This window comes from Sphingopyxis sp. USTB-05 (genome assembly GCF_023822045.1).
Lineage (GTDB): Bacteria > Pseudomonadota > Alphaproteobacteria > Sphingomonadales > Sphingomonadaceae > Sphingopyxis.
The window spans coordinates 229,572-252,716 of sequence record NZ_CP084712.1 but is presented as its reverse complement, the minus strand read 5'-3'; the positions used below and the strand labels follow the sequence as shown (position 1 = coordinate 252,716).

General features: G+C 63.2%; 23 protein-coding genes. 9 read left to right on the top strand and 14 right to left on the bottom strand.

What is annotated here, in order from left to right:
• Nucleotides 1-3: 3 nt before the first annotated feature.
• The 6 genes from KEC45_RS01225 to KEC45_RS01200 form a co-directional block, all read right to left on the bottom strand.
• A complete protein-coding gene (locus tag KEC45_RS01225) occupies nt 4-957 on the bottom strand; it encodes a right-handed parallel beta-helix repeat-containing protein (protein ID WP_062186840.1) in 954 nt (317 codons plus the stop codon).
• 93 nt (nt 958-1,050) lie between these two features.
• On the bottom strand, nt 1,051-3,669 hold the full coding sequence (gene metH / locus KEC45_RS01220) for a methionine synthase (protein WP_252171318.1): 2,619 nt from the start codon (nt 3,667-3,669) through the stop codon (nt 1,051-1,053).
• A gap of 22 nt (nt 3,670-3,691) precedes the next feature.
• Nucleotides 3,692-4,216, bottom strand: coding sequence for a GNAT family N-acetyltransferase (locus KEC45_RS01215; protein ID WP_062184839.1), 525 nt, complete (start codon nt 4,214-4,216; stop codon nt 3,692-3,694).
• Nucleotides 4,217-4,220: 4 nt separating this feature from the next.
• The gene (locus KEC45_RS01210; RefSeq protein WP_252171317.1) at nt 4,221-5,285 is read right to left on the bottom strand and encodes a homocysteine S-methyltransferase family protein; all 1,065 of its coding nucleotides are present in this window, start codon (nt 5,283-5,285) and stop codon (nt 4,221-4,223) included.
• Nucleotides 5,282-6,220: a methylenetetrahydrofolate reductase gene (metF, locus tag KEC45_RS01205; RefSeq protein WP_062184844.1), complete on the bottom strand. Its 939-nt coding sequence runs from the start codon at nt 6,218-6,220 to the stop codon at nt 5,282-5,284. The genes KEC45_RS01210 and metF overlap by 4 nt, the downstream gene beginning before the upstream one ends.
• Nucleotides 6,217-7,203, bottom strand: a complete 987-nt coding sequence (locus tag KEC45_RS01200; protein ID WP_062184847.1) for a metalloregulator ArsR/SmtB family transcription factor — start codon at nt 7,201-7,203, stop codon at nt 6,217-6,219. The genes metF and KEC45_RS01200 overlap by 4 nt, the downstream gene beginning before the upstream one ends.
• 229 nt (nt 7,204-7,432) lie before the next feature.
• On the opposite strand from KEC45_RS01200, the gene KEC45_RS01195 reads away from it, so the two are divergent.
• The 4 genes from KEC45_RS01195 to KEC45_RS01180 all read left to right on the top strand — a co-directional run bounded on the left by KEC45_RS01195 (nt 7,433) and on the right by KEC45_RS01180 (nt 9,372).
• Nucleotides 7,433-7,765 (top strand): hypothetical protein, encoded by a 333-nt coding sequence (locus KEC45_RS01195; protein ID WP_062184849.1) that lies wholly within the window; start codon nt 7,433-7,435, stop codon nt 7,763-7,765.
• Nucleotides 7,766-7,936: 171 nt separating this feature from the next.
• Nucleotides 7,937-8,266: a hypothetical protein gene (locus KEC45_RS01190; RefSeq protein WP_062184852.1), complete on the top strand. Its 330-nt coding sequence runs from the start codon at nt 7,937-7,939 to the stop codon at nt 8,264-8,266.
• 78 nt (nt 8,267-8,344) lie between these two features.
• On the top strand, nt 8,345-8,548 hold the full coding sequence (locus KEC45_RS01185; RefSeq protein ID WP_152682469.1) for a hypothetical protein: 204 nt from the start codon (nt 8,345-8,347) through the stop codon (nt 8,546-8,548).
• 146 nt (nt 8,549-8,694) lie between these two features.
• Nucleotides 8,695-9,372, top strand: coding sequence for a DJ-1/PfpI family protein (locus tag KEC45_RS01180; protein ID WP_252171316.1), 678 nt, complete (start codon nt 8,695-8,697; stop codon nt 9,370-9,372).
• On the opposite strand, the gene KEC45_RS01175 is transcribed toward KEC45_RS01180, so the two are convergent.
• The 5 genes from KEC45_RS01175 to KEC45_RS01155 form a co-directional block, all read right to left on the bottom strand.
• Nucleotides 9,369-10,127: a glutaminyl-peptide cyclotransferase gene (locus tag KEC45_RS01175; RefSeq protein ID WP_238586749.1), complete on the bottom strand. Its 759-nt coding sequence runs from the start codon at nt 10,125-10,127 to the stop codon at nt 9,369-9,371. The genes KEC45_RS01180 and KEC45_RS01175 overlap by 4 nt on opposite strands.
• A gap of 220 nt (nt 10,128-10,347) precedes the next feature.
• Nucleotides 10,348-11,991: a chaperonin GroEL gene (groL, locus tag KEC45_RS01170; protein WP_062184866.1), complete on the bottom strand. Its 1,644-nt coding sequence runs from the start codon at nt 11,989-11,991 to the stop codon at nt 10,348-10,350.
• 63 nt (nt 11,992-12,054) lie between these two features.
• Nucleotides 12,055-12,342 carry a co-chaperone GroES gene (gene groES, locus KEC45_RS01165; protein WP_037514464.1) on the bottom strand — a complete coding sequence of 96 codons (288 nt, stop codon included), beginning with the start codon at nt 12,340-12,342 and terminating at the stop codon, nt 12,055-12,057.
• A gap of 132 nt (nt 12,343-12,474) precedes the next feature.
• Nucleotides 12,475-13,872, bottom strand: coding sequence for an MATE family efflux transporter (locus tag KEC45_RS01160; RefSeq protein WP_062184869.1), 1,398 nt, complete (start codon nt 13,870-13,872; stop codon nt 12,475-12,477).
• A gap of 103 nt (nt 13,873-13,975) precedes the next feature.
• Entirely contained in the window at nt 13,976-14,548 is a 573-nt protein-coding gene (locus tag KEC45_RS01155) for a Pycsar system effector family protein (protein ID WP_062184872.1), read from the bottom strand.
• A 179-nt stretch (nt 14,549-14,727) separates the two neighbouring features.
• Between KEC45_RS01155 and KEC45_RS01150 the strand changes: the two genes are divergently transcribed.
• The 3 genes from KEC45_RS01150 to KEC45_RS01140 all read left to right on the top strand — a co-directional run bounded on the left by KEC45_RS01150 (nt 14,728) and on the right by KEC45_RS01140 (nt 18,258).
• On the top strand, nt 14,728-14,964 hold the full coding sequence (locus tag KEC45_RS01150) for an acyl carrier protein (RefSeq protein WP_062184875.1): 237 nt from the start codon (nt 14,728-14,730) through the stop codon (nt 14,962-14,964).
• 7 nt (nt 14,965-14,971) lie between these two features.
• Complete coding sequence (locus tag KEC45_RS01145; protein WP_062184878.1) at nt 14,972-16,174, top strand: aminotransferase class I/II-fold pyridoxal phosphate-dependent enzyme; 1,203 nt, start codon at nt 14,972-14,974, stop codon at nt 16,172-16,174.
• Nucleotides 16,175-16,287: 113 nt separating this feature from the next.
• Complete coding sequence (locus KEC45_RS01140) at nt 16,288-18,258, top strand: ATP-binding protein (RefSeq protein ID WP_062186842.1); 1,971 nt, start codon at nt 16,288-16,290, stop codon at nt 18,256-18,258.
• Here the strand turns inward: KEC45_RS01140 and KEC45_RS01135 are convergent, their stop codons facing one another.
• From KEC45_RS01135 to KEC45_RS01125, 3 genes are read right to left on the bottom strand one after another with little or no spacing between them, the layout of a single operon-like run.
• A complete protein-coding gene (locus KEC45_RS01135; protein ID WP_062184881.1) occupies nt 18,259-19,119 on the bottom strand; it encodes a hypothetical protein in 861 nt (286 codons plus the stop codon).
• A gap of 7 nt (nt 19,120-19,126) precedes the next feature.
• Nucleotides 19,127-20,101, bottom strand: a complete 975-nt coding sequence (locus KEC45_RS01130; protein ID WP_062184884.1) for a diacylglycerol kinase family protein — start codon at nt 20,099-20,101, stop codon at nt 19,127-19,129.
• A gap of 6 nt (nt 20,102-20,107) precedes the next feature.
• The gene (locus tag KEC45_RS01125; protein WP_368389952.1) at nt 20,108-20,734 is read right to left on the bottom strand and encodes a DUF2141 domain-containing protein; all 627 of its coding nucleotides are present in this window, start codon (nt 20,732-20,734) and stop codon (nt 20,108-20,110) included.
• 34 nt (nt 20,735-20,768) lie between these two features.
• On the opposite strand from KEC45_RS01125, the gene lptF reads away from it, so the two are divergent.
• Nucleotides 20,769-21,935, top strand: a complete 1,167-nt coding sequence (gene lptF / locus KEC45_RS01120) for an LPS export ABC transporter permease LptF (protein WP_062186844.1) — start codon at nt 20,769-20,771, stop codon at nt 21,933-21,935.
• Nucleotides 21,936-23,036 (top strand): LPS export ABC transporter permease LptG, encoded by a 1,101-nt coding sequence (gene lptG / locus KEC45_RS01115; protein ID WP_062184890.1) that lies wholly within the window; start codon nt 21,936-21,938, stop codon nt 23,034-23,036.
• Nucleotides 23,037-23,145 lie beyond the last annotated feature (109 nt).

Below are 23,145 nucleotides of genomic sequence, written 5' to 3'. Positions count from 1 at the left end.
CCCCTACCGCTTCTCGAAGCGCTTCAGCCCCGGCCCCAGTTCGTTTGGTCCGATCGCCAGCGGTTCGCCGCTCCAATCGGCAACGAACACCGAGTTTCGGCCAATGCCTTGCGGAATGCTCGCGCGATTGCCCTCGATCACCAGGCCGCGCGATGGATTGTCGCGTGCCTCGGCAGCGACGGCGATCAGCGCCGAATAATTTTCCTTGTCGCGCCCCTGGATCAGCAGATTGTTCACGACGCGGCCCGTCGAACCTGCGGGCAGGTCGATCAGATAATTGGTCGTCTTGCCCTGCGTGTCGTCGAAGCTGTTGTCGTTGATGTCGACCCGCGCCGCGCGGGTTTTCAGATAATGGCCGCCGCTGCCCTTTTCGAAGCGCGTGCGCGTCACGACAACGCGGCCATAGCTGCCTGTGTAAACGCTGTGCGCGCAGCTCAGGCCGCGGTCGCAGCGACCAAGGCGCGAGAAGGTCGAGCGGTCGATCGTCAGCGTCGCGGCGGGATCGTCGGCGGTTAGGATACCCTCCTCGCTGTTGCGGAAAAGGCTGTTCACGACGTCGAGGTCGCTCTGCTCGAGACGGATACCTGCGCCATTGCCGTCGGGGACGCGCATATTCTGGAACACGATCCCGTCGACTTTCGCGCCAGCACCGCGCAGCACTAGCGCAGCCTTGCCCTCGCACGTCACACCGTCGAAGATCGCACGGCCGGGTTCGACCGCAACGAAGGCGATGCGACCCGCGGTCTGCACGGCGCAATCGCGATGGTAACCGGGAGCGACGCGGATTGTGCCCTCGCCTTCCCCGATCGCATCGACGGCATCCTGCAACCGCCCGAAGCTGCGCCCATCGACACTATAGGGCTCGCCGCCGGTCTGTGCCGGCAGCGGCAGCGGCGCGAGAAGCAGCGGAAGGGCGAGCAGCGGCAGCAAGGGCCGGCGGAGAATTGCCTTGGACATCGCCGCGCCATAGCGGCTTTCGGGACCTTCGTCGCTCGCGAAGCTGGTTAATCGGGCGCCTGTCCCCTTATCGGACAGGCACACCGATGCAGGTTAATCGAGGTTCGGGCGTAGCCAGCGCGTCGCGGTTTCGATGTCGACCCCGCGCCGCTCGGCATAATCCTCAAGCTGGTCGCTACCGATCCGCGCGACGCCGAAATACTGGCTTTCGGGATGCCCGAAATAGAAGCCGCTGACCGCAGCCGTGGGCAACATCGCAAAGCTCTCGGTCAGCACCAACCCCGCATTGTCGCCAGCCTGGAGCAGGTCGAACAGGATCGGCTTCAGGCTGTGATCGGGGCAGGCGGGATAGCCGGGTGCCGGACGGATACCGCGATATTCTTCCTTGATCAGCGCCTCGTTTGTCAACTGCTCGCCAGGCGCGTAACCCCAGAGGGTGGTGCGGACATGCTGGTGCAGCCGCTCGGCAAACGCCTCCGCAAAGCGATCGGCTAGCGCCTTCAGCAAGATGTCCGAATAATCGTCCTTATCGGCGCGGAAACGCTCCGAATGCGGTTCGATACCGTGGATGCCCACCGCAAAGCCGCCCATCCAGTCGCCCGCCGGATCGATGAAATCGGCAAGACACATATTGGCGCGGTCGCGGCTCTTCTTGATCTGCTGACGCAGGAAAGGAAGCGTCACATGGCGCTCCTCCTCGGCGAGGTGGATCGTGACGCTGTCGCCGTCACGCGCGCACGGCCAGAAAGCACAGACGCCACGCGCCGTCAGCCATTTTTCGGCGATCAGCTTGTCGAGCATCGCGTCGGCATCGGCCTTCAGCGCCTGCGCCGTTTCGCCGACGACATCGTCTTGAAGGATCGACGGATAAGTGCCGTGCAGCTCCCACGCGCGGAAAAAGGGCGTCCAGTCGATGCATTCGCGCAAATCTTCGAGCGACCAGTCGTCAAAGCGGTGCAGCCCCGGCTGCAGCGGCGGCGCAGGCTTGTCGCTGAGATAGGCGTCGTAAAAATTGGCACGCGCCTCCTCAAGCGTATGCAAAACGCTCTGTCCTTTGCCCGCGCGCACGTCGCGGACATGCTCATAATCGTCCTTATAGCCCTGCACATAGGCGTCGCGCCCGGTGTCGCTGACCAGTGCAGTCGCGACGCCGACCGCGCGGCTCGCGTCGAGAACGTGAAGCACCGGGCCCTTGTACGCCGGGTCGATCCGCAGCGCGGTATGGACCTTCGACGTCGTGGCGCCGCCGATCAGCAGCGGCATAGTCATACCGGCGCGCTGCATCTCCTCGGCGACCGTTACCATCTCGTCGAGCGAGGGGGTGATCAGACCCGACAGGCCGATCATGTCGGCATCATTCTCGTTCGCCGCCTCAAGGATCTTCGACCAGGGCACCATCACGCCGAGGTCGACGATCTCGAAGCCGTTACACTGGAGCACGACGCCGACGATATTCTTGCCGATGTCATGAACGTCGCCCTTGACGGTCGCCATCACGACCTTGCCCTTGCCCTTGGCGCCGGGCTCCTTCGCCGCCTCGATGAAGGGCAGCAGATGGGCGACCGCCTTCTTCATCACGCGCGCCGATTTCACGACCTGCGGCAGGAACATCTTGCCCGATCCGAACAGGTCGCCGACCACGTTCATGCCGTCCATCAGCGGCCCCTCGATCACCTCGATCGGACGCGGCAGCAGCAGGCGCATTTCCTCGGTATCATCAACAACATAGGCGTCGATACCCTTGACCAGCGCATGTTCGAGCCGCTTTCGCACCTCCCAGCCGCGCCATTCCTCGGCCGCCTTTTCCTGCGCCGCATCGGTACCCTTATAGCGTTCGGCAAGCGCGATCAGCCGCTCGGTCGGCGATTCCGCCTCGCCGTCGACCTTGCGGTTGAGCACGACGTCCTCGACCGCCTGCCGAAGCTCGGGATCGATCGTGTCGTAAACGTCGAGCTGGCCAGCGTTGACAATCGCCATGTCGAGCCCGGCGGGGATCGCATAATAGAGGAAAACGCTGTGCATCGCCCGGCGCACGACCTCGTTGCCGCGGAAACCGAACGACAGGTTCGACAGGCCGCCCGAAAAATGAACGTGCGGACAGCGGACGCGAATTTCCTTCACCGCCTCGATGAAGTCGACCGCATAATTATCATGCTCTTCCAGCCCGGTCGCGACCGCAAACACATTCGGGTCGAAGATGATGTCCTCGGGCGGAAAGCCGATAGTCATCAGCAGCTTGTAGGCGCGCTCGCAAATTTCGATCTTGCGCTGCTTCGTGTCGGCCTGCCCGACCTCGTCGAACGCCATCACGACGACCGCGGCGCCATAGGCCATGCACTTGCGCGCATGATTCAGAAACTGCTCCTCGCCTTCCTTCATGCTGATCGAATTGACGATCGGCTTGCCGGGCACGCATTTCAGCCCCGCCTCGATGACATCCCATTTCGAGCTGTCGATCATCACTGGAATGCGCGCGATATCGGGCTCCGCGGCGATGAGTTTCAGAAAGGTCGTCATCGCATATTCGGCGTCGAGCAGACCCTCGTCCATATTGACGTCGATGACCTGTGCGCCATTTTCGACCTGCTGGCGCGCAACCTCGACCGCCGCGGTATAATCGTCGGCGAGGATCAGCTTCTTGAACGCCGCCGATCCGGTAACGTTGGTGCGTTCGCCGATATTGACGAAGCTGGAGGAAGCGGCGGTGGTCATCGAATAATCCTGAAACTGAGCATTAGGCGGCAAGCGGGCGGGCTAGGACGAGATCGTCGTAAAGCTTGCCGCCGACATTGAACTGGCGCGTGCCGAGGTCGACAAAACCCTGTTTGCGATAGAAGGCGAGCGCGCGCTCGTTGCGGGCGTAGACACCGAGCAACAGACGGCGATGACCGTGCGCTGCCTCCAGCGCCCGCTTCATCAGCGCCGCGCCGAGCCCGGTGCCGTGAAAGCGCGACAGCAAATAGATGCGCTTCAGCTCGATATCGCCTTCGAGTGCCGCAGCAAGGTCAGGCTTGCCGACCAGCGCGAATCCGATCGGCGCGCCGCCGGGCTGCGCTTCGGCGATCCAGGCGCGCGCGCCGGCCGCCAGACCGGCCGCATAGGCAGCCGCATTATGCTGTGCGGCGCAGTGACCGACGATCGCATCGCCATCGAGAATGCCCGCGAAGGTTTCGAGGAAGGTCGCCGCGCCGATCAGCGCGAGCGCCGGCGCATCATCGACTCCGGCTTCCCGGATCGTCCATGTCGGATTGTCGGGCATCGGTTCAGGCCGCCATGGTAAAGGGCTCGAGCCCCGCAAGCCGCGTGCGCACCGGCACATCGGGAATCTGCCGCGGCGCGAGCCGCTCGATCGCTTTCGCCATCGCCGCGATATGCGCGGGTGTCGATCCGCAGCAGCCACCGAGGATATTGACTTGGCCATGTTCGGCCCATTCGCGCACAAGGCTCGCGGTCGTGTCGGGCATTTCGTCATATTCGCCGAGTTCGTTGGGCAAGCCGGCGTTCGGATAGACCATCACCAACGCATCGGCGATATCGGAGAGGACGCGGACATGCGGACGGAGCTGCGACGCACCGAACGAGCAATTGAGCCCGATCGTCAGCGGCTTGGCGTGGCGTACGGCATACCAGAAAGCCTCGACCGTGTGGCCCGACAGGTTGCGTCCCGAAAGGTCGGTCAGCGTCATCGAGATCATCAGCGGCAGTTCGCGCCCGATCTTCGCTTCGGCCTCCAGCGTCGCGGCGATACCCGCCTTGGCGTTGAGCGTATCGAAGATCGTCTCGATCAGGATGAAATCGGCGCCACCCTCGGCCAGCGCGACCACCTGTTCCAGATAGACATCCTTGAGTTCGTCGAAATCGATCTCGCGAAAGCCCGGATTGTTGACGTCGGGCGACAGCGACAGTGTCTTGTTCGTCGGCCCGACCGCACCGGCGACGAAGCGGCGGCGACCGTCGAGCGCTTCATATTTTACCGCGGTCTCGCGTCCCAGCCGCGCGCTTTCAATGTTGATGTCGGCGACCAGCGCCTCGGCGCCATAGTCGGCTTGGCTAATGCGGTTCGCGCTGAACGTGTTCGTTGACACGATGTCCGACCCCGCGGCGAGATAGGCCTCTCCGATCGCGGTAACAACGTCGGGACGCGTCAGCGCGAGGATATCGTTGTTGCCCTTCTGGTCATGCGACAGGCCGAGATTGCCCGCATAGCAAGCCTCGGTCAGCTTGCGGAGCTGGATCTGGGTTCCCCAGCCACCATCGGTGAGCAGGATGCGCTCCTTTGCCGCGGCCTGAAGGGCTTCACGTGCGCCCGAAATGGATTTGGAGGTCATGCTGCCTGATCCTTTGCGGTCGAAATCGGCCGCAATCCCAGCAGATGGCAGATGGCATAGCTGAGCTCGGCACGGTTGAGGGTGTAGAAATGGAAGTCCCGCACGCCGCCCGCGTACAGGCGGCGGCACATTTCGGCGGCAATCGTCGCCGCCACCAACTGGCGTGCGGCAGGGTGATCGTCGAGACCGTCGAACAGCGACACCATCCATGCGGGGATCGCCGTGCCGCACATGTCGGCCATGCGCCGCGTCTGCGACACGTTCGACACCGGCAGGATACCGGGAATTATCGGCGCATCGATCCCTGCAGCCGCCGCGGCATCGCGGAAACGCAGGAACGCCTCGGGCGAGAAGAAGAATTGCGTGATCGCGCGCGTAGCGCCCGCATCAAGCTTGCGCTTCAGATTATCGAGATCGGCCTCGGCGCAGGACGCGTCGGGGTGCACCTCGGGATAGGCGGCAACCGAAATGTCGAACGGCGCGACGGCTTTCAGCCCCGCGACCAGTTCGATCGCATTGGCATAGCCGTCCGGATGCGCCCGGTACGGCTCGCCGCCCGGAACATCCCCACGCAACGCGACGATGTGGCGCACGCCCGCATCCCAATAGGCACGCGCGACCTCGTCAATCTCGGCGCGCGAGGCCTCGACGCATGTCAGGTGCGCCGCCGGGGGAACGGCGCTTTCGGCGGCAATGCGCGCGACGGTCGCATGGGTGCGCTCGCGCGTCGAACCGCCGGCGCCGTACGTGACGGAAACGAAGCTCGGAGCCAATGGTTCGAGCGTGCGGAAGGTGTCCCACAGCTGCGCTTCCATCTTCTCCGTCTTGGGCGGGAAGAATTCGAAGCTGACGCCGATGTCGCCTTCGAGATTGGCAAACAGCGGCGTAGCTGCGGCGCGGCGCGCCTCTGCCAGCGAATTCAAATTCGACGTCATGCCGCAAGCCTTTTACTTTGTCCGCCTTCACTGGCGGGGGGTTGATCTTCGTCGCTGCGACGGCGGCCGAGCCATAGCTTTACAGCCAGCTCCCCACCTTCGAGCGTTTGAGTCGTTTCGAGGAGCAGCCCTGCGGAAGCGAACCAGCCGCGAATCTGCGCGTCCGAAAAGCCGAGACGGGCGTGCGCCGCGAGATTGCGCAATTCTTCATCCTCATGCGGCGCGAAATCGACCACGAGCAGGTGCCCGCCGCCGCGCAGCACGCGGCTTGCTTCGGCGATCACACGGTCGGGCTCGTGCGCGAAATGCAAGGCCTGATGGATAACGACGCTGTCGATGCTCGCGTCGGCGACGGGCAGATTCAGGAAATCGCCCTGCAGCAGGTCGACAGGAACCGACTGCCCCTCCAGCTTGGTGCGCGCAATGCGTAGCATTTCGGGACTGCGATCAAGCGCAGTGATGCGCCGTGCGGTCGGGGCGAAGATTTCCGCCATCCGGCCGGTGCCGGTACCTATATCGAGCAGATGGCCTAGCCGGCGGTTGTGCATCATGGCGAGCATCGCGGCCTCGACCTGGCTTTCGGCGACGTGACGCGAGCGGATCGCATCCCATTCGGCAGCATGTTCGGCAAAATAGCGCTCGGCTGCCGCTGCGCGTTCGTCGCGCACCGCCGCCAGCCGCCGCGCATCATAGGCAATGACCCGCGTTTCACGGGCCGAGAAAGGCCATTTTTCGGCCTGCCCGATAATCCCGGCAACCGCTCCGCCCTCGGCAATACGCAGAAAAACCCAGCTCCCTTCGCGCCGCCGCTCGACGATGCCTGCCTCGACGAGGATCCGGACATGGCGTGACACGCGGGGCTGACTTTGGTCGAGAACGACCGCCAATTCACCGATGGCAAGCTCCATTTCGCGCAAAAGCGCGACGACTCGCAGACGCGTCGGGTCCGCCAAGGCGCGAAAAATGTCGAGTAGCTCGCTCATGAAAGGACATATAAAGGTTTCTTTATATCCGGTCAACCAAGCGCCACGCCACAATTTCCGCCACACGTCCCCCGATTACGACCGAATTACGACGAAACGGACGAGCTCTCCCAAAAAGGGCGTTGCACGCGATTCCACGAGGCGGTAATTCTGCCCGCGATTGGCAATATTCGGGATCGATCCGTTCCTGTGCCGATCGGTCAGTTCAAACCGAGAGGGGTATTCCCACATGAAGAAATCGATCACTCTGTCGCTCGTCCTCGCCGCCTCGATGGGCCTCGCTGCTTGCGCCGACAAGGCTGCCGATGACACGGCCGCTGCAACCGAAGACGCAGCCGCGACCGTTGAAGGCGCTGCCGATGGCGCGATGGAAGCAGCCGAAGGCGCTGCCGACGCGAGCGCTGCTGCCGCTGGCGAAGCCGGCGCCGCTGCCGGCGCCGCAGGCGATGCCGCCGCTGCTGGTGACGCTGCCAAGGCTGCTGACAAGGCGACCGAAGCTGCTGGCGCTGCCAAGGAAGCTGCCGACGCCGCAAAGGGCGCTCTGGAAGAAGCCAAGAAGTAAGCTTCTTTTCGGCTTTTCGGCCAAGACAAAGGGGGGTCGCCGGTTCACCGGTGGCCCCTTTTTCCTTCCGGGTCGGGTATCAAGCAGCGCAGTTGCAAAGGACCTGATCCCTCGTTAACTCTCAGTCCCAATGGCCCATCACACGGCCGTTGTATTCGAAAGGAATTACCCATGCGCAAGATCATCCTCGCATCGATGGCCGCTGCGGCCTTCAGCCTCACCGCCTGCTCGGAAAAGACGCAGGACGCCGCGTCGGAAACCGCCACCTCGGCCGCCGATGACGCTGCCGCCGCTGGCGACGCCGCTGCCGATGCAGCCGCTGGCGCTGCCGACGCGACCGCCGCCGCCGCTGGCGAAGCCGCCGATGCGACCGCCGACGCCGCGAAGAACGCCGGCAATGCCGTCGAAGGCACCGTGAACGCGGCCGGCGACGCTGCTGCCAATGCTGGCGACAAGATCGCCGAAGAAACCAAGAAGGCCGAAGCAAACGACAAGAAGTAAGTCGTCGGCACGCCTTCGGGCTGATATTCGGGGCTCCATCCACCTTGGATGGGGCCCTTTTTCGTGGGAGCGTATGAAATGATCGATCGGTGGAAGACCAGCGCCGCGCTCGTGGTCCTGATCCTTGCGGCAGGATGCAGCCGTACCGACAACGAACCCGGCCCCGGCGGCGTGACCGTCAGCGAGGCAAAGGCGCTCGACGATGCCGCCGAAATGCTCGAAAGCCGCGACAGTCTTCCGGTCTCAGACGAGGCCCCTGCGGCAAAAGATGCCGCCAAATAGCCTTTCCTCGCGGCCTTGCCCGCGCTAGATTGCCGTCGTTCCGCAACTGGCGCTGAAGATGGAGTCCCATCGGGAAGCGGGACCGATCCGACGATCGAGACGAGCCGCGCGCCTGGGTGATCCACTGCCAGTGCAAGGACATCCGCATGACCGACGCCCCAACCACAACAATCCTTTTCCTGCTTTTTCCGGGCATCACCCAGCTCGATTTCACGGCGCCCGCGCAAGCGTTGTCGCGGATGCCCGGCGTAGTGCTGGCCGGCGCAGCGGCAAGCCTCGAACCGATCGCGACCGACAGCGGCTTCGCGATCGTCCCGACGCATGACTTTGCGCGCGCGCCGCAAGCCGACATTTTGTGCGTTCCCGGCGGTCACGGCGTTACCGACGCGCTGAATGACAAGGCGACGATCGACTTCATCGCGCGCCAGGCTGCGGGCGCTCAATGGGTGACGAGCGTGTGCACCGGCGCCTTCCTGCTCGGCCGCGCCGGGCTGCTCGCGGGCAGGCGCGCGACGACGCACTGGGGCTATACGCATCTGCTGCCGCTCGTCGGAGCAAGCCATGAAAATGCCCGCGTCGTTGAGGACGGCCATGTCGTGACCAGCGGCGGCGTGACGTCAGGGCTCGATTTCGCGCTGACATTGATCGCTCGGCTCAAGGGCGACGCGGTCGCTCAGGCGATCCAGCTCGCGATCGAATATGACCCGGCCCCACCCTTCACCGGCGGCCACCCCGACCGTGCGCCCGAAGCCGTGACCGCCGGACTGAAAGCGCGCGTCTATGACGCCGCGGCGGCGCGAATGGAGGCGGCGCTGATGGCTTAGTGGCAGTCGGCGAGCGCGATCTCGTAAAGCTTCGGCCAGTTCTTGCCCGTCACGAACAGGCGCTTCTTCTTCGCGTCCCAGGCGATGCCGTTCAGCACGCTGTCGGTATCGCTGACGCCGGCATCGGCCTTGAGCGTCGTCAGGTCGACGAGCGAGACGACGTCGCCGGTGGCGGGGTCAATGCGGACGATGAAGTCCGTCATCCAGACATTGGCCCAGATCTGGCCATCGATCGTCTCAAGCTCGTTGAGCATCGGAAGCGGGCGACCGGCGAAGCGCACGGTGACACGCTTCTGCTCCTTCATCGTCGCGGGATCGAAGAAACGAAGGTCGGTGGTGCCGTCGCTCAGAACCAGGCTGTCGCCGACCATTGTCAGCCCCCAACCCTCGCCCTCATATTTAAAGGTGCCGGCGGGCTTCAGGTCCCTGATAGACCAACGATTGCCGATGCCGCCCTGCCAGGTCACACCGATGATCTGGTCACCCCAACGCGTGATCCCCTCACCAAATTGATCGGACGGAAGTTTCGATTGGGCGAGCGCCTTGCCGGTCTTGAGGTCAAGGCGTGCGACGCGCGATTGGCCATATTGACCGGTGGCTTCGTATAAATGCCCCTCGTGCCAAAATAGTCCTTGAGTGAAGGACGACCTGTCGTGCGGAAATGTCTCGACGATCCGATAACCGCAGCGCTCGACCGGCGGCGGGGGCGTGGCGGTTGCGGGGTCGGCGAGCAGCGCGAGGGCGAGGGCGAACATCATCGCCGCCCTAGCTATGCCGCCTTGCCTTAACTGGCAATGTCCCGCCCGCCCTATTTCGTCAGCAACGCCCCACTCACTCCGGCCGTAATCCTGAAAGAGACGCCAAGCGGGACCCCGGATCAACTCCGGGGTGACGAGAGAGCATAAACACAAAGAAAAAGGGCCGGAGGATTGCTCCCCCGGCCCTCTTATTGGCTGAACGCCGAACGGTTTGGACTTAGAAGTCCATGCCGCCCATGCCGCCCATGCCGCCGCCACCCATGGGCATGGCGGGCTTGTCGTCGGGCGTTTCGGCAATGCCGGCTTCGGTGGTGATCAGCAGACCGGCAACCGAGGCAGCATCCTGAAGTGCGGTGCGGACAACCTTGGTCGGGTCGATAACACCGGCCTTGACCAGGTCTTCATAGACGTCGGTAGAGGCGTTGAAGCCGAAGTTGCTGTCGTTCTGGTCGAACAGCTTGCCCGCGACGACACCGCCGTCGAAGCCGGCGTTTTCAGCGATCTGGCGAACCGGAGCCTGCAGAGCGCGACGGATGATGTCGATGCCGCGGGTCTGGTCTTCGTTGACGCCCGACATGCCCTCGAGAGCCTTCGTCGCGTACAGAAGCGCAGTACCGCCGCCAGGGACGATGCCTTCTTCGACCGCAGCGCGGGTCGCGTGGAGAGCGTCATCGACGCGATCCTTGCGTTCCTTCACTTCGACTTCCGAAGCGCCGCCGACCTTGATCACTGCAACGCCGCCAGCGAGCTTCGCCAGACGTTCCTGCAGCTTTTCCTTGTCGTAATCCGACGTGGTCGTTTCGATCTGCGCACGGATCTGTTCGACGCGGCCCTTGATCGCATCATGGTCGCCAGCACCATCGACGATGGTGGTGTTGTCCTTGTCGATCGTGACGCGCTTGGCCTGCCCGAGCATGTTCAGCGTGACCGACTCAAGCTTGATGCCCAGGTCTTCGCTGATCATTTCACCGGCGGTGAGGATCGCGATGTCCTGCAGCATCGCCTTGCGACGATCGCCGAAGCCCGGTGCCTTGACGGCAGCGACCTTCAGGCCGCCGCGCAGGCGGTTGACCACCAGCGTTGCGAGCGCTTCGCCTTCGATGTCTTCAGCGATGATGAGGAGCGGACGGCCCGACTGCACCACGGCTTCGAGGATCGGAAGCATCGACTGGAGGTTCGACAGCTTCTTTTCGAAGATCAGGATGTACGGATCCGAAAGCTCGACGAGCATCTTTTCGGGGTTGGTGATGAAATAGGGGCTGAGGTAGCCGCGGTCGAACTGCATGCCTTCGACGACATCGAGTTCGAAATCGAGGCCCTTGGCTTCCTCGACGGTGATCACGCCTTCCTTGCCGACCTTTTCCATGGCTTCGGCGATCTTGTCGCCGACTTCCTTGTCGCCATTGGCCGAAATAATGCCGACCTGGGCGATTTCAGACGTGCCCGAAACCGGCTTCGACTGCGCCTTGATCGTTTCGACAACCTTGGTGACCGCGAGGTCGATACCGCGCTTCAGGTCCATCGGGTTCATGCCGGCAGCAACCGACTTCATGCCTTCGCGAACGATTGCCTGAGCAAGAACGGTCGCGGTGGTGGTGCCGTCGCCGGCCTTGTCGTTTGCCTTCGATGCGACTTCGCGCAGCATCTGGGCGCCCATGTTTTCGAACTTGTCCTTAAGTTCGATTTCCTTGGCGACGGTGACGCCGTCCTTGGTGATACGGGGCGCGCCGAAGCTCTTGTCGATCACGACGTTACGGCCCTTGGGACCGAGGGTCACCTTCACCGCGTCGGCGAGGGTGTCGACGCCGCGAAGAATGCGCTCACGCGCGTCGCGGCTGAATTTTACGTCTTTAGCAGCCATGTGCTTATTCCTTTCAAAGGCGCAGAAAACTGCGCAACTTCATTCGCAAATCGATGGAAACGCTCAGGCGATGACGCCGAGGATGTCCGATTCCTTCATGATCAGCAGCTCTTCGCCGTCGACCTTGACTTCGGTACCCGACCATTTGCCGAACAGGATACGATCGCCAGCCTTGACGTCGAGCGGGGTCACCTTGCCGTCATCGGCGCGGGTGCCGGTGCCGACGGAGACGACTTCGCCTTCCTGCGGCTTTTCCTTGGCGGTGTCGGGAATGATGATGCCGCCAGCCGTCTTTTCTTCGGCTTCGATACGGCGAACAAGCACGCGGTCGTGCAGCGGGCGAAATTGCATGGAAATCCCTCCAGAGATGGAAATAATGTCGTTTAGCACTCACAGGGCGCGAGTGCTAACACGTCGGGCATATGGGTGGGAGTCAGATAGGCGTCAAGCGCCGCCCTGCAAGATTCTTGCGAAGTTTTTGCGTCAGGCCGGAAGCAGGCCGAGACGACCGCGCATCCGCCACCTGAGCAGCAGCACCGCCGAGACCACGATCAACCCCACGGCCAGCCCGATCCACACGCCGACTCCGGCGAGCGGCGTCCAGAAACCGAGATAGATGGCGGTGCCATAGCCCGCGATCCAGTAACCGCAGATCGCGATGATCATCGGCGTGCGCGTGTCCTGTAGGCCGCGCAGTACGCCGGCCGCCACCGCCTGCGCGCCGTCGAACAGCTGAAAAGCGGCCGCGACGACAAGAAACTGCATGGCAAAGCCGACCAGCGCCGCGTTGCGCGCCGCATGGACGTCGACATAGATCGACAGCACCACCGTAGGGAACAGCCACATGAGCAGCGCGGTGAAGCCCATGAAGCCAATGCCGAGCGCCAGCGACGCAAAACCCGCATGGGCGATACCGCGATGGTCGCGCGCGCCATAAGCAAGGCCGACACGGATCGTCGCGGCCTGCGCGACCCCGAAGGGAATCTGAAAGGCCAGCGCCGCGACCTGCAGTGCGATCGTGTGTCCGGCAAGCTCGGCCTCGCCGATCCGGCCCATCAGGAAGGCGGCCCCGGTGAACAGCCCGGCTTCGGCCAGAATCGTCAGGCTGATCGGCGTGCCGATGCGCAGCATGTCGAAAAAGCGGCTCCATTCGGACCGCCATATATTGCCGAACAGCCGGTAACGGCGCAGCCGGCGATCGGTCTGAATGACGACAATATAGGCAATAAGCATCGCCACGCTCGTCATCACGCTGGAGATCGCCGAACCGTGCAAGCCGAGCGCGGGCATGCCGAGGTGACCGAATACCAGCACCCAGTTACCGAGCGCATTGACGAACAACGCGCCGAAGGTGATCGCAGTCGCGATTGTCGCGCGCCCGAGCGCCGAGACGAAGATGCGCAGCACCGCGGCGGCAATCATCGGGAACAGCCCCCACATCAGGATGAGCAGGAAGCTCGCGGCGCGCGCCGAGGTTTCCGGCGGCTGTCCGGTCGCCAGCATGATGGGCCCACCCGCGGCGCAGATTCCCATGAATAGGAGCGAAACGAGCGCGCTGAGCCACAATGCCATGCGCACGGTGCGACGCACCTCGCGCACCGCATGTTTGCGGCGGCCGAGTTCGGCGGCGATCAGCGGGGCCGACGCACCGACAAGCCCCGACCCCGTCCAGAGGAGGAGGCCGAAGATCGCGACGCCGAGCGACGAGGCGGCGAGCGCCGCATCGCCAAGCCGCGCGACGAAGATCACGTCGATCGCGTGAACCATCATCTGGAGCAGGTTGGCGGCCGCCAACGGCACCGCGAGCGCCAGCGTCGCACGGAATTCCGCGCGAAGACCCTGCGGCGTGTCCGCGGTCAGAGAGGTCGCCTGCTGCAACATAGCCGGCCCGGATAGTCGCAGCGGGGACGGGCTTCAATCCCGCACGGCGCTCATCGGATTTTTCAACGGCAGGGGTGGCATAAGGGCAACAGCCCCATCTGCGCTATTTACCCCAAAGCATCGCCATCTCGACCCCGAACGCGATGAATGTCAGCGTCAATCCGACGACGAACAGCCGATAGGCGTAAGCGAGATAGCGATATTTGCGCCGCGCGAGGACGACGCCGTTCTGATAGGTATCGCGCAGCATCGTCTCGTACAGATCTTCCTCGGTGCGCAGGCGTGTCTTCACCGCGTCGATGAACTCATCCTCGTCCATCTGTGCGAAGCGGCCGAAGAACAGGATATTGCTGTGGTCCTTACCGTCCTTGTAGACGACCGGCGGCGCCTTGCCGACGCGCGGGAGCACCGCCGACACCGCGAGCAGCGCTGACAGGAAGGAAAAGGTCGCGAGGATCGCGAGCGGCATCGCGAGCGCACCGCCCCCCGAACGCGCCTGCCCGATCGCGAGCGTGAAGACGACGAAGGTCGCACCCATCAGGATCGAAGCCTTTTGATCGGCCATCTGCGACAGTTGCATCGTGATCTGCTGGTTGGTGCGCACCAGGTGCACCGCGTTCGGCGGGAAGGAAATCGCCGGCCGTTCGGTCGGTGTCGTTGTTTCTGCGCTGTCCATGCCAAGCTGCCCCCTGCCCCAATACTCTGCCCCGATATCCTGCAAGCGACCCGCCACAGGGATGACATGAAGTCCCGCCAGCGGCAAGATGCTGCCCTGTTCCCGCCGCATTCACTTGCCAATCGGGAGCCTTCGCGGCATGCCCGCGCGCAACTTTCTTCCATAATGGGACGCACCCTATGAGCACCGCCCTCACCGACCAGATTTTCGGCCTGATCCAACCCTTCAACAAAAAGGGCGTCGAACTGACCGACGCCACGACCTTTGCCGGCGACCTCGAATGGGACAGCCTGACGGTCATGGATTTTGTTGCCGAGGTCGAGGACACATTCGACATCATCATCAGCATGAACATGCAGGCCGAAATCGAAACCGTCGGCCAGTTGGTTGCCGCCGTCGAGAAGCTGAAGGGCTGATACGCCGATGACCGACCTCTTCAGCAAGTTCGACCCGCTCATCCAGCAGCGTGAGGCGCTGCTCGCGACCGGCGTCACCGACCCGTTCAGCCTGGTCATGGAAAAGGTCGTCTCGCCAACCGTCGCGATCTGCAACGGGCGCGAGACGATTCTGCTCGGCACCTATAATTATATGGGCATGACGTTCGACGAGGATGTCATCGCAGCGGGCAAGGACGCACTGGACAAGTTCGGCAGCGGCACCACCGGCAGCCGCGTCCTCAACGGCACCTATCAGGGGCACAAGGAGTGCGAGGACGCGCTCAAGGAATTTTACGCCATGGACCATGCCATGGTGTTCTCGACCGGATATCAGGCGAACCTTGGCATCATTTCAACGATCGCCGGCAAGGGCGACTATGTCATCCTCGACATCGACAGCCATGCGTCGATCTATGACGGGTGCAAGATGGGCGATGCCGAAATCGTCGCTTTCCGCCACAACGACGTCGAAGCGCTCGAAAAGCGGCTGAAGCGCCTGCCGCCCGAAGCCGGCAAGCTGGTCGTGCTCGAGGGTGTCTATTCGATGCTGGGCGACATCGCTCCGCTGAAAGAGATGATCCGCGTCTCGAAGGAAAATGGCGCGATGGTCCTCGTCGACGAGGCGCATTCGATGGGCTTTATCGGCGAACACGGCCGCGGCGTTGCCGAGGCGCAGGGTGTGATCGACGACGTCGACTTCATCATCGGCACCTTCAGCAAGAGCGTCGGCACGGTCGGCGGCTTCTGCGTGTCGAACCATCCGAAGTTCGAGATCATGCGGCTCGTCTGTCGCCCTTATGTCTTCACCGCTTCGCTGCCGCCGAGCGTCGTCGCGACCGCCGCGACCAGCATCCGCAAGCTGATGCACGGGTCGAACAAGCGCGCGCATCTGTGGGAAAACAGCAAGGATCTGCACAAGGGACTGCGCGATCTCGGCTTCCAGCTCGGCACCGCAGAGCCGCAGTCGGCTATCATCGCGGTGATCATGCCCGACCTCGAAAGAGGCGCGATGATGTGGGAAGCGCTTCTGGAAGAAGGGCTTTACGTCAATCTCGCACGCCCGCCGGCGACCCCCGCGGGCATGACGCTGCTCCGCTGCTCGCTCTGCGCCGAGCATTCGAGCGAGCAGGTTACCGAAATTCTCGGCCGCTTCGAGCGTGCGGGCAAACGCGTGGGCATTATCGGTTGAATCGAGCGACTTCGCCGACCAGCGGATTCCTTTTCGGGGCGAGTTGAAGCGGTGTTAAGTTAACCGAAGCTTCGGCGCTTTGCGGCGCCGCGCTTGTCCGGTAAGAGATGCGCGTGTTCGAGCGGGATATCGACAGCGAAAATGACGGCCGGCGGGAGCGTATCCGCTTCTGGCTGACGATCGTCCTCGGTGCGATCCTGACCGGCGTGGTCGGGGCGCTCCTTGTGCTGCTCGCGCGCGCCAACGACAATTATGACCGTTCGCTCGGCTGGCAGACGCAGAGCATGGAGGTCATCTCGCAGACCCGCTCGGTCGACGCTGCAATTGCGCGGGCCGAGGCATCGCTCGGCCGCTTCGCGGTCGGGCTGCAGAAAGAAGACGGGCGCGTCTATGAATATCAGTGGGGCCGCGCGCGCCAGTTCCTGGCCCAATTGCGGCGCAACGTCCGCGACAATCCGAAGCAGATGGTTCTGGTCGAACGGCTGACGCGCGAGATGGACAGTCGCGGGGCATTGCTCGGCGATGCAGCGCTGAGTGCGAATTACAATCAGACGGTCGCCGCAATCTCGAAATATTATGCGGCCGGCAAGGGACAGGGGGTCAGCCAGATCGACAAGCTGATCAGCGAAATCATCGCGAACGAGCGCACTTTGCTTCGCGACCGCAACCGGCTCGCGGCCGCCGATCGTGCCAGCCTGAACCAGGCAATACTGCTCTTTTCGTTACTTGGCGCTGCCGCCGCCGTCATTGCGATCGCCACGACCTTCTCGCTGCTCCGCGCCGAGGGCGAGCGGCGCCTCGCGCGGCGCGAACAGTTTGCCGAAAGCGACCGTGCGATGCAGCTTGAAGCAGCGGTCGAGGAGCGAACTGCCGAACTGGCGCAGGCCAACGAGGCGCTGCGCAGCGAAATGACCGAACGCGAGACCGCCGAATCGCAGCTTCGCCAGGCCCAGAAGATGGAGGCCGTAGGCCAACTGACCGGCGGCATCGCACACGACTTCAACAACATGCTCGCGGTGGTGGTTGGCGGGCTCGAACTTGCGCAGCGCTGGCTACCGGGAACCCCCGAAAAGGCGCAGCGCCACCTCGCCAACGCGCTCGACGGCGCCAATCGCGCCGCGGACCTGACCCGGCGCCTGCTGACCTTCGCCAGATCGGAGCCGGCACGCCCCGAAATGACGGCGATCGACGACTGTATCGCAAGCTTTGCGCAGCTCATCGAACGCACGATCGGAGACCGAATTGCGCTGACACTCGATCTTCAGGCCGACGGTCTCGCCTGCTGGGTCGACCGGCAACAGTTCGAAAACGCGCTGCTCAATCTGGCGGTCAATGCGCGCGATGCGATGAACAGCCATGGGTCGCTGACGATCCGGACGATCGACGACGGCGAGGCCAAGGCGCTTGCGGTGCAGGTCATCGATACCGGTTGCGGCATGTCGCCCGAGGTGCTGGAACGCGTCTTCGATCCCTTCTATACCACCAAGCCTGCAGGCCAGGGCACCGGACTTGGCATGAGCCAGGTCTTCGCTTTCTGCCGCCAGTCGGGCGGCGAGGTGCAGATTTCGTCGACCGAGGGCGAAGGCACAAGCGTCGCCATGCTGCTTCCGATCGCCCAGGCGGATGCCGATGTCGCGGCAGAGATGCTCCCGAGCGAGGCCACCGACCCCGACGCCCCCACCGACGCGTTGAGCATCCTTGTCGTCGAGGACGACGCCCGCGTCCTGGCCGCCACGGTCGACGCGGTCAGCGAACTTGGCCATACCGCCGTCGCATGCGGCAACCCGCTTCAGGCCGAAGCGCTTGTCGAAGAAAGGCTGGCGGGCGGAGAGCGCGGCTTTGATCTGATATTGTCGGATGTTCTGATGCCCGAGCTTACCGGCCCGGAAATGGTCGCGCAGCTGAAGCAGCGTTGGCCCGAATTGTCGGTCCTGTTTGTAACGGGCTATGCCGGCGATGCGAGCGAAGATGCCGCGTTCGGCGATCATGACGTGCTCAGGAAGCCCTTCACGCTCACGGCGCTAGATCAGGCAATCCGGCGGCGCGGCGAACCGCGGCCCGAGGGTCAGCGCCTCGCGGGCTAATCAGCGGATCGCGCCGCCCTTGATCAGGCGCGGCACCAACGTCAGCGCGGCGACGAGCGGCCAGCGGCGCTGCCATGCCTTGATCTCGATCTTCGTCCCCGCATGCCGATTGATCTTCCACGCGAGATAATCGATCCCGCCAGCATAGGTCAGGCTGGCCTTGGCAAGCCGCGCGATGCTGAGCGCCTTGCCTTCGAAGCGCCGCTGCGACCAGCGTCCGCTGACGGCATCGGCAGGAATAGCTGCGATGGCCGGGCCGCTGAAACGTTCATAGCGGTCGGCGTCCGCATCGACGACCGATTGCGCCCGCCCGGTCCGCTCGGCACGTAGTTCGACCGAGTAAGTGAGCGAAAAGGCCCGCCGCCACCAGTCGAGCGGCGCTTCGCCCTCGATCCGGCCCGCAGCGGCGAGAAGCGCCGGCGCCGCGCGCGAAACCGCGCCCACCGCGCGGCCCCGCGCGGTATCGTCGACCGCCCAGACCAACCGCGAAGGCTGCGCAAAGCGCGCCCATACCGACACGTTACGCGTCGCGGCGCCGTTAAGTCGGTCGAAATCGGCTTCGCTGAGCACCGCGTATTTTGCAATCAGCCCACCATGTTGAAACGGAAATACATTGGGCGGGATCAGCCGGTTCGCGACCGCCATCCAGCGCTTGGGATAGGCGTCGCCATAGTCGGACACGATCAGGTAGAAATCGAGCATCAAGCCGTCGAGTTCGCTTTCGCGCAGGCAACTGCCGTAGAAAAGCACCGCGCGCGCGCTTCCGGGATATTGAGCCGCAATCGCCTGCGCCATAGCGGTGACGCGCGGGTCGACGGGGGTCGCGAGTTCTTCGCGGACGAGTTCGGCTAGCGCGGACATGAAGGGCTCAGGCGGCGAGGCGCAGGAAGGGAACCGGCTGCGTCGAAGTCAGGATGATCGGCGCGCCGTTCTTCGCCTGGAAGATTTCGCCGTCGAGGATGACGTTTGAGCGTTCGCCCTCGATACGGATTTCGTCACCCTGCTGGAAATGCACCCCGTCGAGCTGCTTCTGCCCCAGCGTCCCGCGCCAGGTCGCGCCAAGCATGCGGAACAGCGCACCGACATTGCTGTCGGTCGCGAGCAATTTCATATTGCCGTTCGTTCCATAGACTTCGCTGGTGCGGATACTGAGCAGCAGTTTCTCCAGCGTCGTGACGATCAGCAACGAGAATTTGCCCTTGAATTCGCCCTGGCGGATCAGCGACACGGTCATCGGTTCGGGCTTGGGCGGCAGGCGCCCGCCGCCGATTCCAAAGATGATCGCGAACAGACCCAGGATCGCCGCGAGGAAATGCGAAATCCCGTTGGGCAGGCCGAGCGGGTAGATTCGGTTGCGGCAATAAAGCATCACGTCGGCAAGATAAGCGCCGCCGAGGAACATGCCGAGCACCGGTCGTTCTTCGCCGCCGCTATCGAGCGCGATCAATTGGCGTTCAATCACATGATCTTCGAGCCGGCCACTTTCGACCAGTTCGACAACGCGCTGCAGCGCCTTGATCGGATCACCCTCGGCACCGAGATCGAGCGCGATGAGATTGGTTTTCCCATTCGGAAGCACCGCGACCGGCGGCGGCGAGCCACCGAAATGGCCGCCCGAATAAATTTCGGTCAGCGCGGCCTGCACGGTGCCGTCGCCGCCGTTGATAACGACGACGCGCGGACCGACCATTGCCATCGTGCTGATGGCCTTTTCGATCTGGTCGACATCCTCGACTTCATAGTGAAAAATGTCGGGATGCGCCGCGCAATATTCGCGAACCCGCGGCAACAACGAGCGATTACCCGTCGAGCGTGGGTTGGAAAGGAGCGCGACGCTAGCCATTCCCGATCACATATATTTCATCGAAATGGAGATCGTCTTGGGCGCATCCCCGACCGAAAAGGCTGCCTTCTTGTAGCTCGGCTTGCCAAGATTGAAGACATTGATGCTGGGATTGTTCGACATCCCGCCACCATCCGAGCGGAAGTCGGTCTTGCCGTTCCCGTTGACATCGTGACGCACTGCAATGCCGTAGACACCGGCTTCGGGCAGGGGCACGCAGACGGTCATCATCCCGGCACGCGCCGGAACTTCGACGCGGGCGAGCCAGCGCCCCTTCGCGAGCCAATCATCTGCCGTCCCGCGATAGCTTTGCACGCGAATCTTGCCAGCCGACGCCTTGACGCCGCTGATCTGGACCAGCGTCGACGGGCCGCTTCTGCACTTCGACAGATCGTTCGAGAGGACCCGGCCTTCCGCTTGCGCCGTGGCGGTAAAAGCCAGCACGGAAACAGCAAGGAGAGCGGATACAAATTTCGACATGACCTCAAAACCTCCAGAGGCTATAGCCATCTCCACGAGCGCAACAACGCACGCCGAGATGGGTCCCTGTCGCCCTTGAATCGGCATATCGGAAACAACTGCGGCCAAATCATGGTGATGGGGCGACCAAAGATTGAATAAGCTTCCTGCCATCGACCGCTACATCGCGCGGCTCATCTTCTTCCCGATGCTCGGCACCCTCGTCCTGTCGGCGATGCTGCTCGTGCTCGAAAAAATGCTTCGCCTGTTCGATTTTGTCGCCACCGAAGGGGGGCCGGTCAGCGTCGTGTGGCGGATGCTCGCAAACCTCATTCCCGAATATCTCTCGCTCGGTATTCCAATCGGGCTGATGTTAGGGATTCTCCTTGCTTTCCGGCGGCTTGCGACATCGAGTGAACTCGACGTGCTGAAGGGCGTGGGCATGAGTTTCGGGCGGCTGATGCGCATACCCTTCGCTTATGCAATCGCGCTTGCTGCGCTTAATCTGGCGATCGTGGGGTTCATCCAGCCGGTCGCGCGCTATGCCTATGAGGGGCTGCAGTTCGAACTCCGCTCGGGCGCGCTCGGCGCATCGATCAAGGTCGGCGAGTTTACCAAATTGGGCGACCGCATGACGCTAAGGATCGAGGAAAGCTATAATGATGGCCGCAGTTTGCGCGGAATCTTCGTGCGCGGCGAAAATAAGGACGGGCAGCGCGTGTCGGCCACCGCGGCGCGCGGCCAGTTCCTCGCCACCGACGATCCGAACACGATCATCCTCCGCCTGTCGCAGGGCGTTCTGATCCATGAATCGCCCAAATTCGCTGTCCCGCGCGTTCTGACCTTCGACAATCACGACTTGCCGATCCCGCTGCCCAAGATCGAGGCGTTCCGCCTGCGCGGCGGCGCCGACCGCGAAATGACGATCCCAGAGCTGTTCGTCGCGGGCAAGGACCAGACGCAATCGGTGCAGACGCGGCTCGAATCGAGGGCGAATTTTCATTTTCGCATCGTCGAAGTGATGTCGATGTTCCTGATCCCGCTAATCGCGATCGCCCTCGCGATCCCGCCAAAAAGATCGACGTCGTCGCTCGGCGTGTTCCTGTCGATCGTGCTGCTGGTCACTCAGCACAAGATCAACCAATATGCCGAGGATCTCGGCGCGCGCGGGACGATCGACCCGCTGATCGCGATGTGGGTACCCTATCTTCTGTTCGCGGCGCTCGCGATCTGGATGTACTACACCGTCGCGCACGTCCCCGGGGGCCAGCCGATCGGCGCGCTCGAACGCGTGGCGGCGAAGGCGGGGCAGAAAATTCGTGCGATGCTCACGATGTTCCAGCGCAAGCAGCGGCCGTTGGAGAGTTTGAACTAAATGCATCAGCTCCATTTTTTCCCTTCGCGCACGATGGCGCTCTATGTCGGCCGCCTCTTCCTCGTCCGCTCCTTCTCGATCCTCTTCGCACTGGTCCTGATCCTCCAGACGCTCGACCTTCTGGGTGAGAGCGGCAAGATTCTCGCCGTCGCGGGCAACAGCGATTCGGACGTGTGGCGCTATGTCGGTATGCGGATGCCGCAGATTATCGAGACCTTCCTGCCCTTTTCGGTGCTGCTCGGCACCATCCTGACGATGGTCACGCTCAACCAGAACAGCGAAGTGATCGCGATGAAGGCGTCGGGCATGTCGGCACATCAGGTGCTCGCGCCGCTGTTCCTTGCCGCACTGCTCGTCGCCGGGATCAGCTTTGCGTTCAACGAACGGATCGTCACACGCTCGACCGCGGCGCTCAGCGCGTGGCAAAAGGTCGAGTATAAAAAAGTGCCCAAGGACAGCGGCATACGCACGAATATCTGGGTCCGCGACGGCGACGACCTGATCAATGCAACGACGGTAGACACCAGCGGCCCGGTGATCGTGCTCGGCTATGTGACGATCTATGAGCGCACCGGCGGCGTGCTGTCGTCGATGCTGTCGGCCGACAGCGCCCGCGCGCTTCCGACCGGCGGCTGGGAATTGACCAACGCGCGCCGTTTCATGCGGCGGTCGGGCACGCTCGAACCACTCGGCACGATCGTCGCGGCGAAGAGTGTGCGCCCCGACCAATTCACGCTGGCGCAGGTCGACGGCGACGAATTGCCGTTCATGAAGCTCAAGGCCGCGATTGCAGATCTCGAGGCCGCGGGCCGCCCGGTCGATGCCTTGAAGGGCGTGCTGTGGCACAAGATTTCGGGACCATTGTCGGCGATATTGATGCCGCTGCTCGGCGCCGTGGCCGCGTTCGGCCTCGCCCGTTCGGGCAAGCTGTTCATTCGCGCGATCATCGGCATGGGGCTTGGCTTCGCTTATTTCGTCGCCGACAATTTCGCGCTCGCGATGGGTGATCTGGGCGCCTACTCGCCCTTCCTCGCGGCATGGGGGCCGTTCATCCTGTTCGCTTTGATCGGCGAGATGATCCTGATCCGTACCGAGGAATAGGGCGGCTAGCGGCCGCTGGTTGCCTTCCCCACATTAGTCATCCCCGCGAAAGCGGGAACCCAGTGACAGCGCCGGCTCGCCGGGCTCCCGCTTTCGCGGGAATGACGAA

Bases quoted from the DNA above. Each gene is read 5' to 3' on its own strand.
- KEC45_RS01225 (WP_062186840.1), bottom strand. From the start codon at position 957: ATGTCCAAGGCAATTCTCCGCCGGCCCTTGCTGCCGCTGCTCGCCCTT.
- metH (WP_252171318.1), bottom strand. From the start codon at position 3,669: ATGACCACCGCCGCTTCCTCCAGCTTCGTCAATATCGGCGAACGCACC.
- KEC45_RS01215 (WP_062184839.1), bottom strand. From the start codon at position 4,216: ATGCCCGACAATCCGACATGGACGATCCGGGAAGCCGGAGTCGATGAT.
- KEC45_RS01210 (WP_252171317.1), bottom strand. From the start codon at position 5,285: ATGACCTCCAAATCCATTTCGGGCGCACGTGAAGCCCTTCAGGCCGCG.
- metF (WP_062184844.1), bottom strand. From the start codon at position 6,220: ATGACGTCGAATTTGAATTCGCTGGCAGAGGCGCGCCGCGCCGCAGCT.
- KEC45_RS01200 (WP_062184847.1), bottom strand. From the start codon at position 7,203: ATGAGCGAGCTACTCGACATTTTTCGCGCCTTGGCGGACCCGACGCGT.
- KEC45_RS01195 (WP_062184849.1), top strand. From the start codon at position 7,433: ATGAAGAAATCGATCACTCTGTCGCTCGTCCTCGCCGCCTCGATGGGC.
- KEC45_RS01190 (WP_062184852.1), top strand. From the start codon at position 7,937: ATGCGCAAGATCATCCTCGCATCGATGGCCGCTGCGGCCTTCAGCCTC.
- KEC45_RS01185 (WP_152682469.1), top strand. From the start codon at position 8,345: ATGATCGATCGGTGGAAGACCAGCGCCGCGCTCGTGGTCCTGATCCTT.
- KEC45_RS01180 (WP_252171316.1), top strand. From the start codon at position 8,695: ATGACCGACGCCCCAACCACAACAATCCTTTTCCTGCTTTTTCCGGGC.
- KEC45_RS01175 (WP_238586749.1), bottom strand. From the start codon at position 10,127: ATGTTCGCCCTCGCCCTCGCGCTGCTCGCCGACCCCGCAACCGCCACG.
- groL (WP_062184866.1), bottom strand. From the start codon at position 11,991: ATGGCTGCTAAAGACGTAAAATTCAGCCGCGACGCGCGTGAGCGCATT.
- groES (WP_037514464.1), bottom strand. From the start codon at position 12,342: ATGCAATTTCGCCCGCTGCACGACCGCGTGCTTGTTCGCCGTATCGAA.
- KEC45_RS01160 (WP_062184869.1), bottom strand. From the start codon at position 13,872: ATGTTGCAGCAGGCGACCTCTCTGACCGCGGACACGCCGCAGGGTCTT.
- KEC45_RS01155 (WP_062184872.1), bottom strand. From the start codon at position 14,548: ATGGACAGCGCAGAAACAACGACACCGACCGAACGGCCGGCGATTTCC.
- KEC45_RS01150 (WP_062184875.1), top strand. From the start codon at position 14,728: ATGAGCACCGCCCTCACCGACCAGATTTTCGGCCTGATCCAACCCTTC.
- KEC45_RS01145 (WP_062184878.1), top strand. From the start codon at position 14,972: ATGACCGACCTCTTCAGCAAGTTCGACCCGCTCATCCAGCAGCGTGAG.
- KEC45_RS01135 (WP_062184881.1), bottom strand. From the start codon at position 19,119: ATGTCCGCGCTAGCCGAACTCGTCCGCGAAGAACTCGCGACCCCCGTC.
- KEC45_RS01130 (WP_062184884.1), bottom strand. From the start codon at position 20,101: ATGGCTAGCGTCGCGCTCCTTTCCAACCCACGCTCGACGGGTAATCGC.
- KEC45_RS01125 (WP_368389952.1), bottom strand. From the start codon at position 20,734: ATGGCAGGAAGCTTATTCAATCTTTGGTCGCCCCATCACCATGATTTG.
- lptF (WP_062186844.1), top strand. From the start codon at position 20,769: ATGCTCGGCACCCTCGTCCTGTCGGCGATGCTGCTCGTGCTCGAAAAA.
- lptG (WP_062184890.1), top strand. From the start codon at position 21,936: ATGCATCAGCTCCATTTTTTCCCTTCGCGCACGATGGCGCTCTATGTC.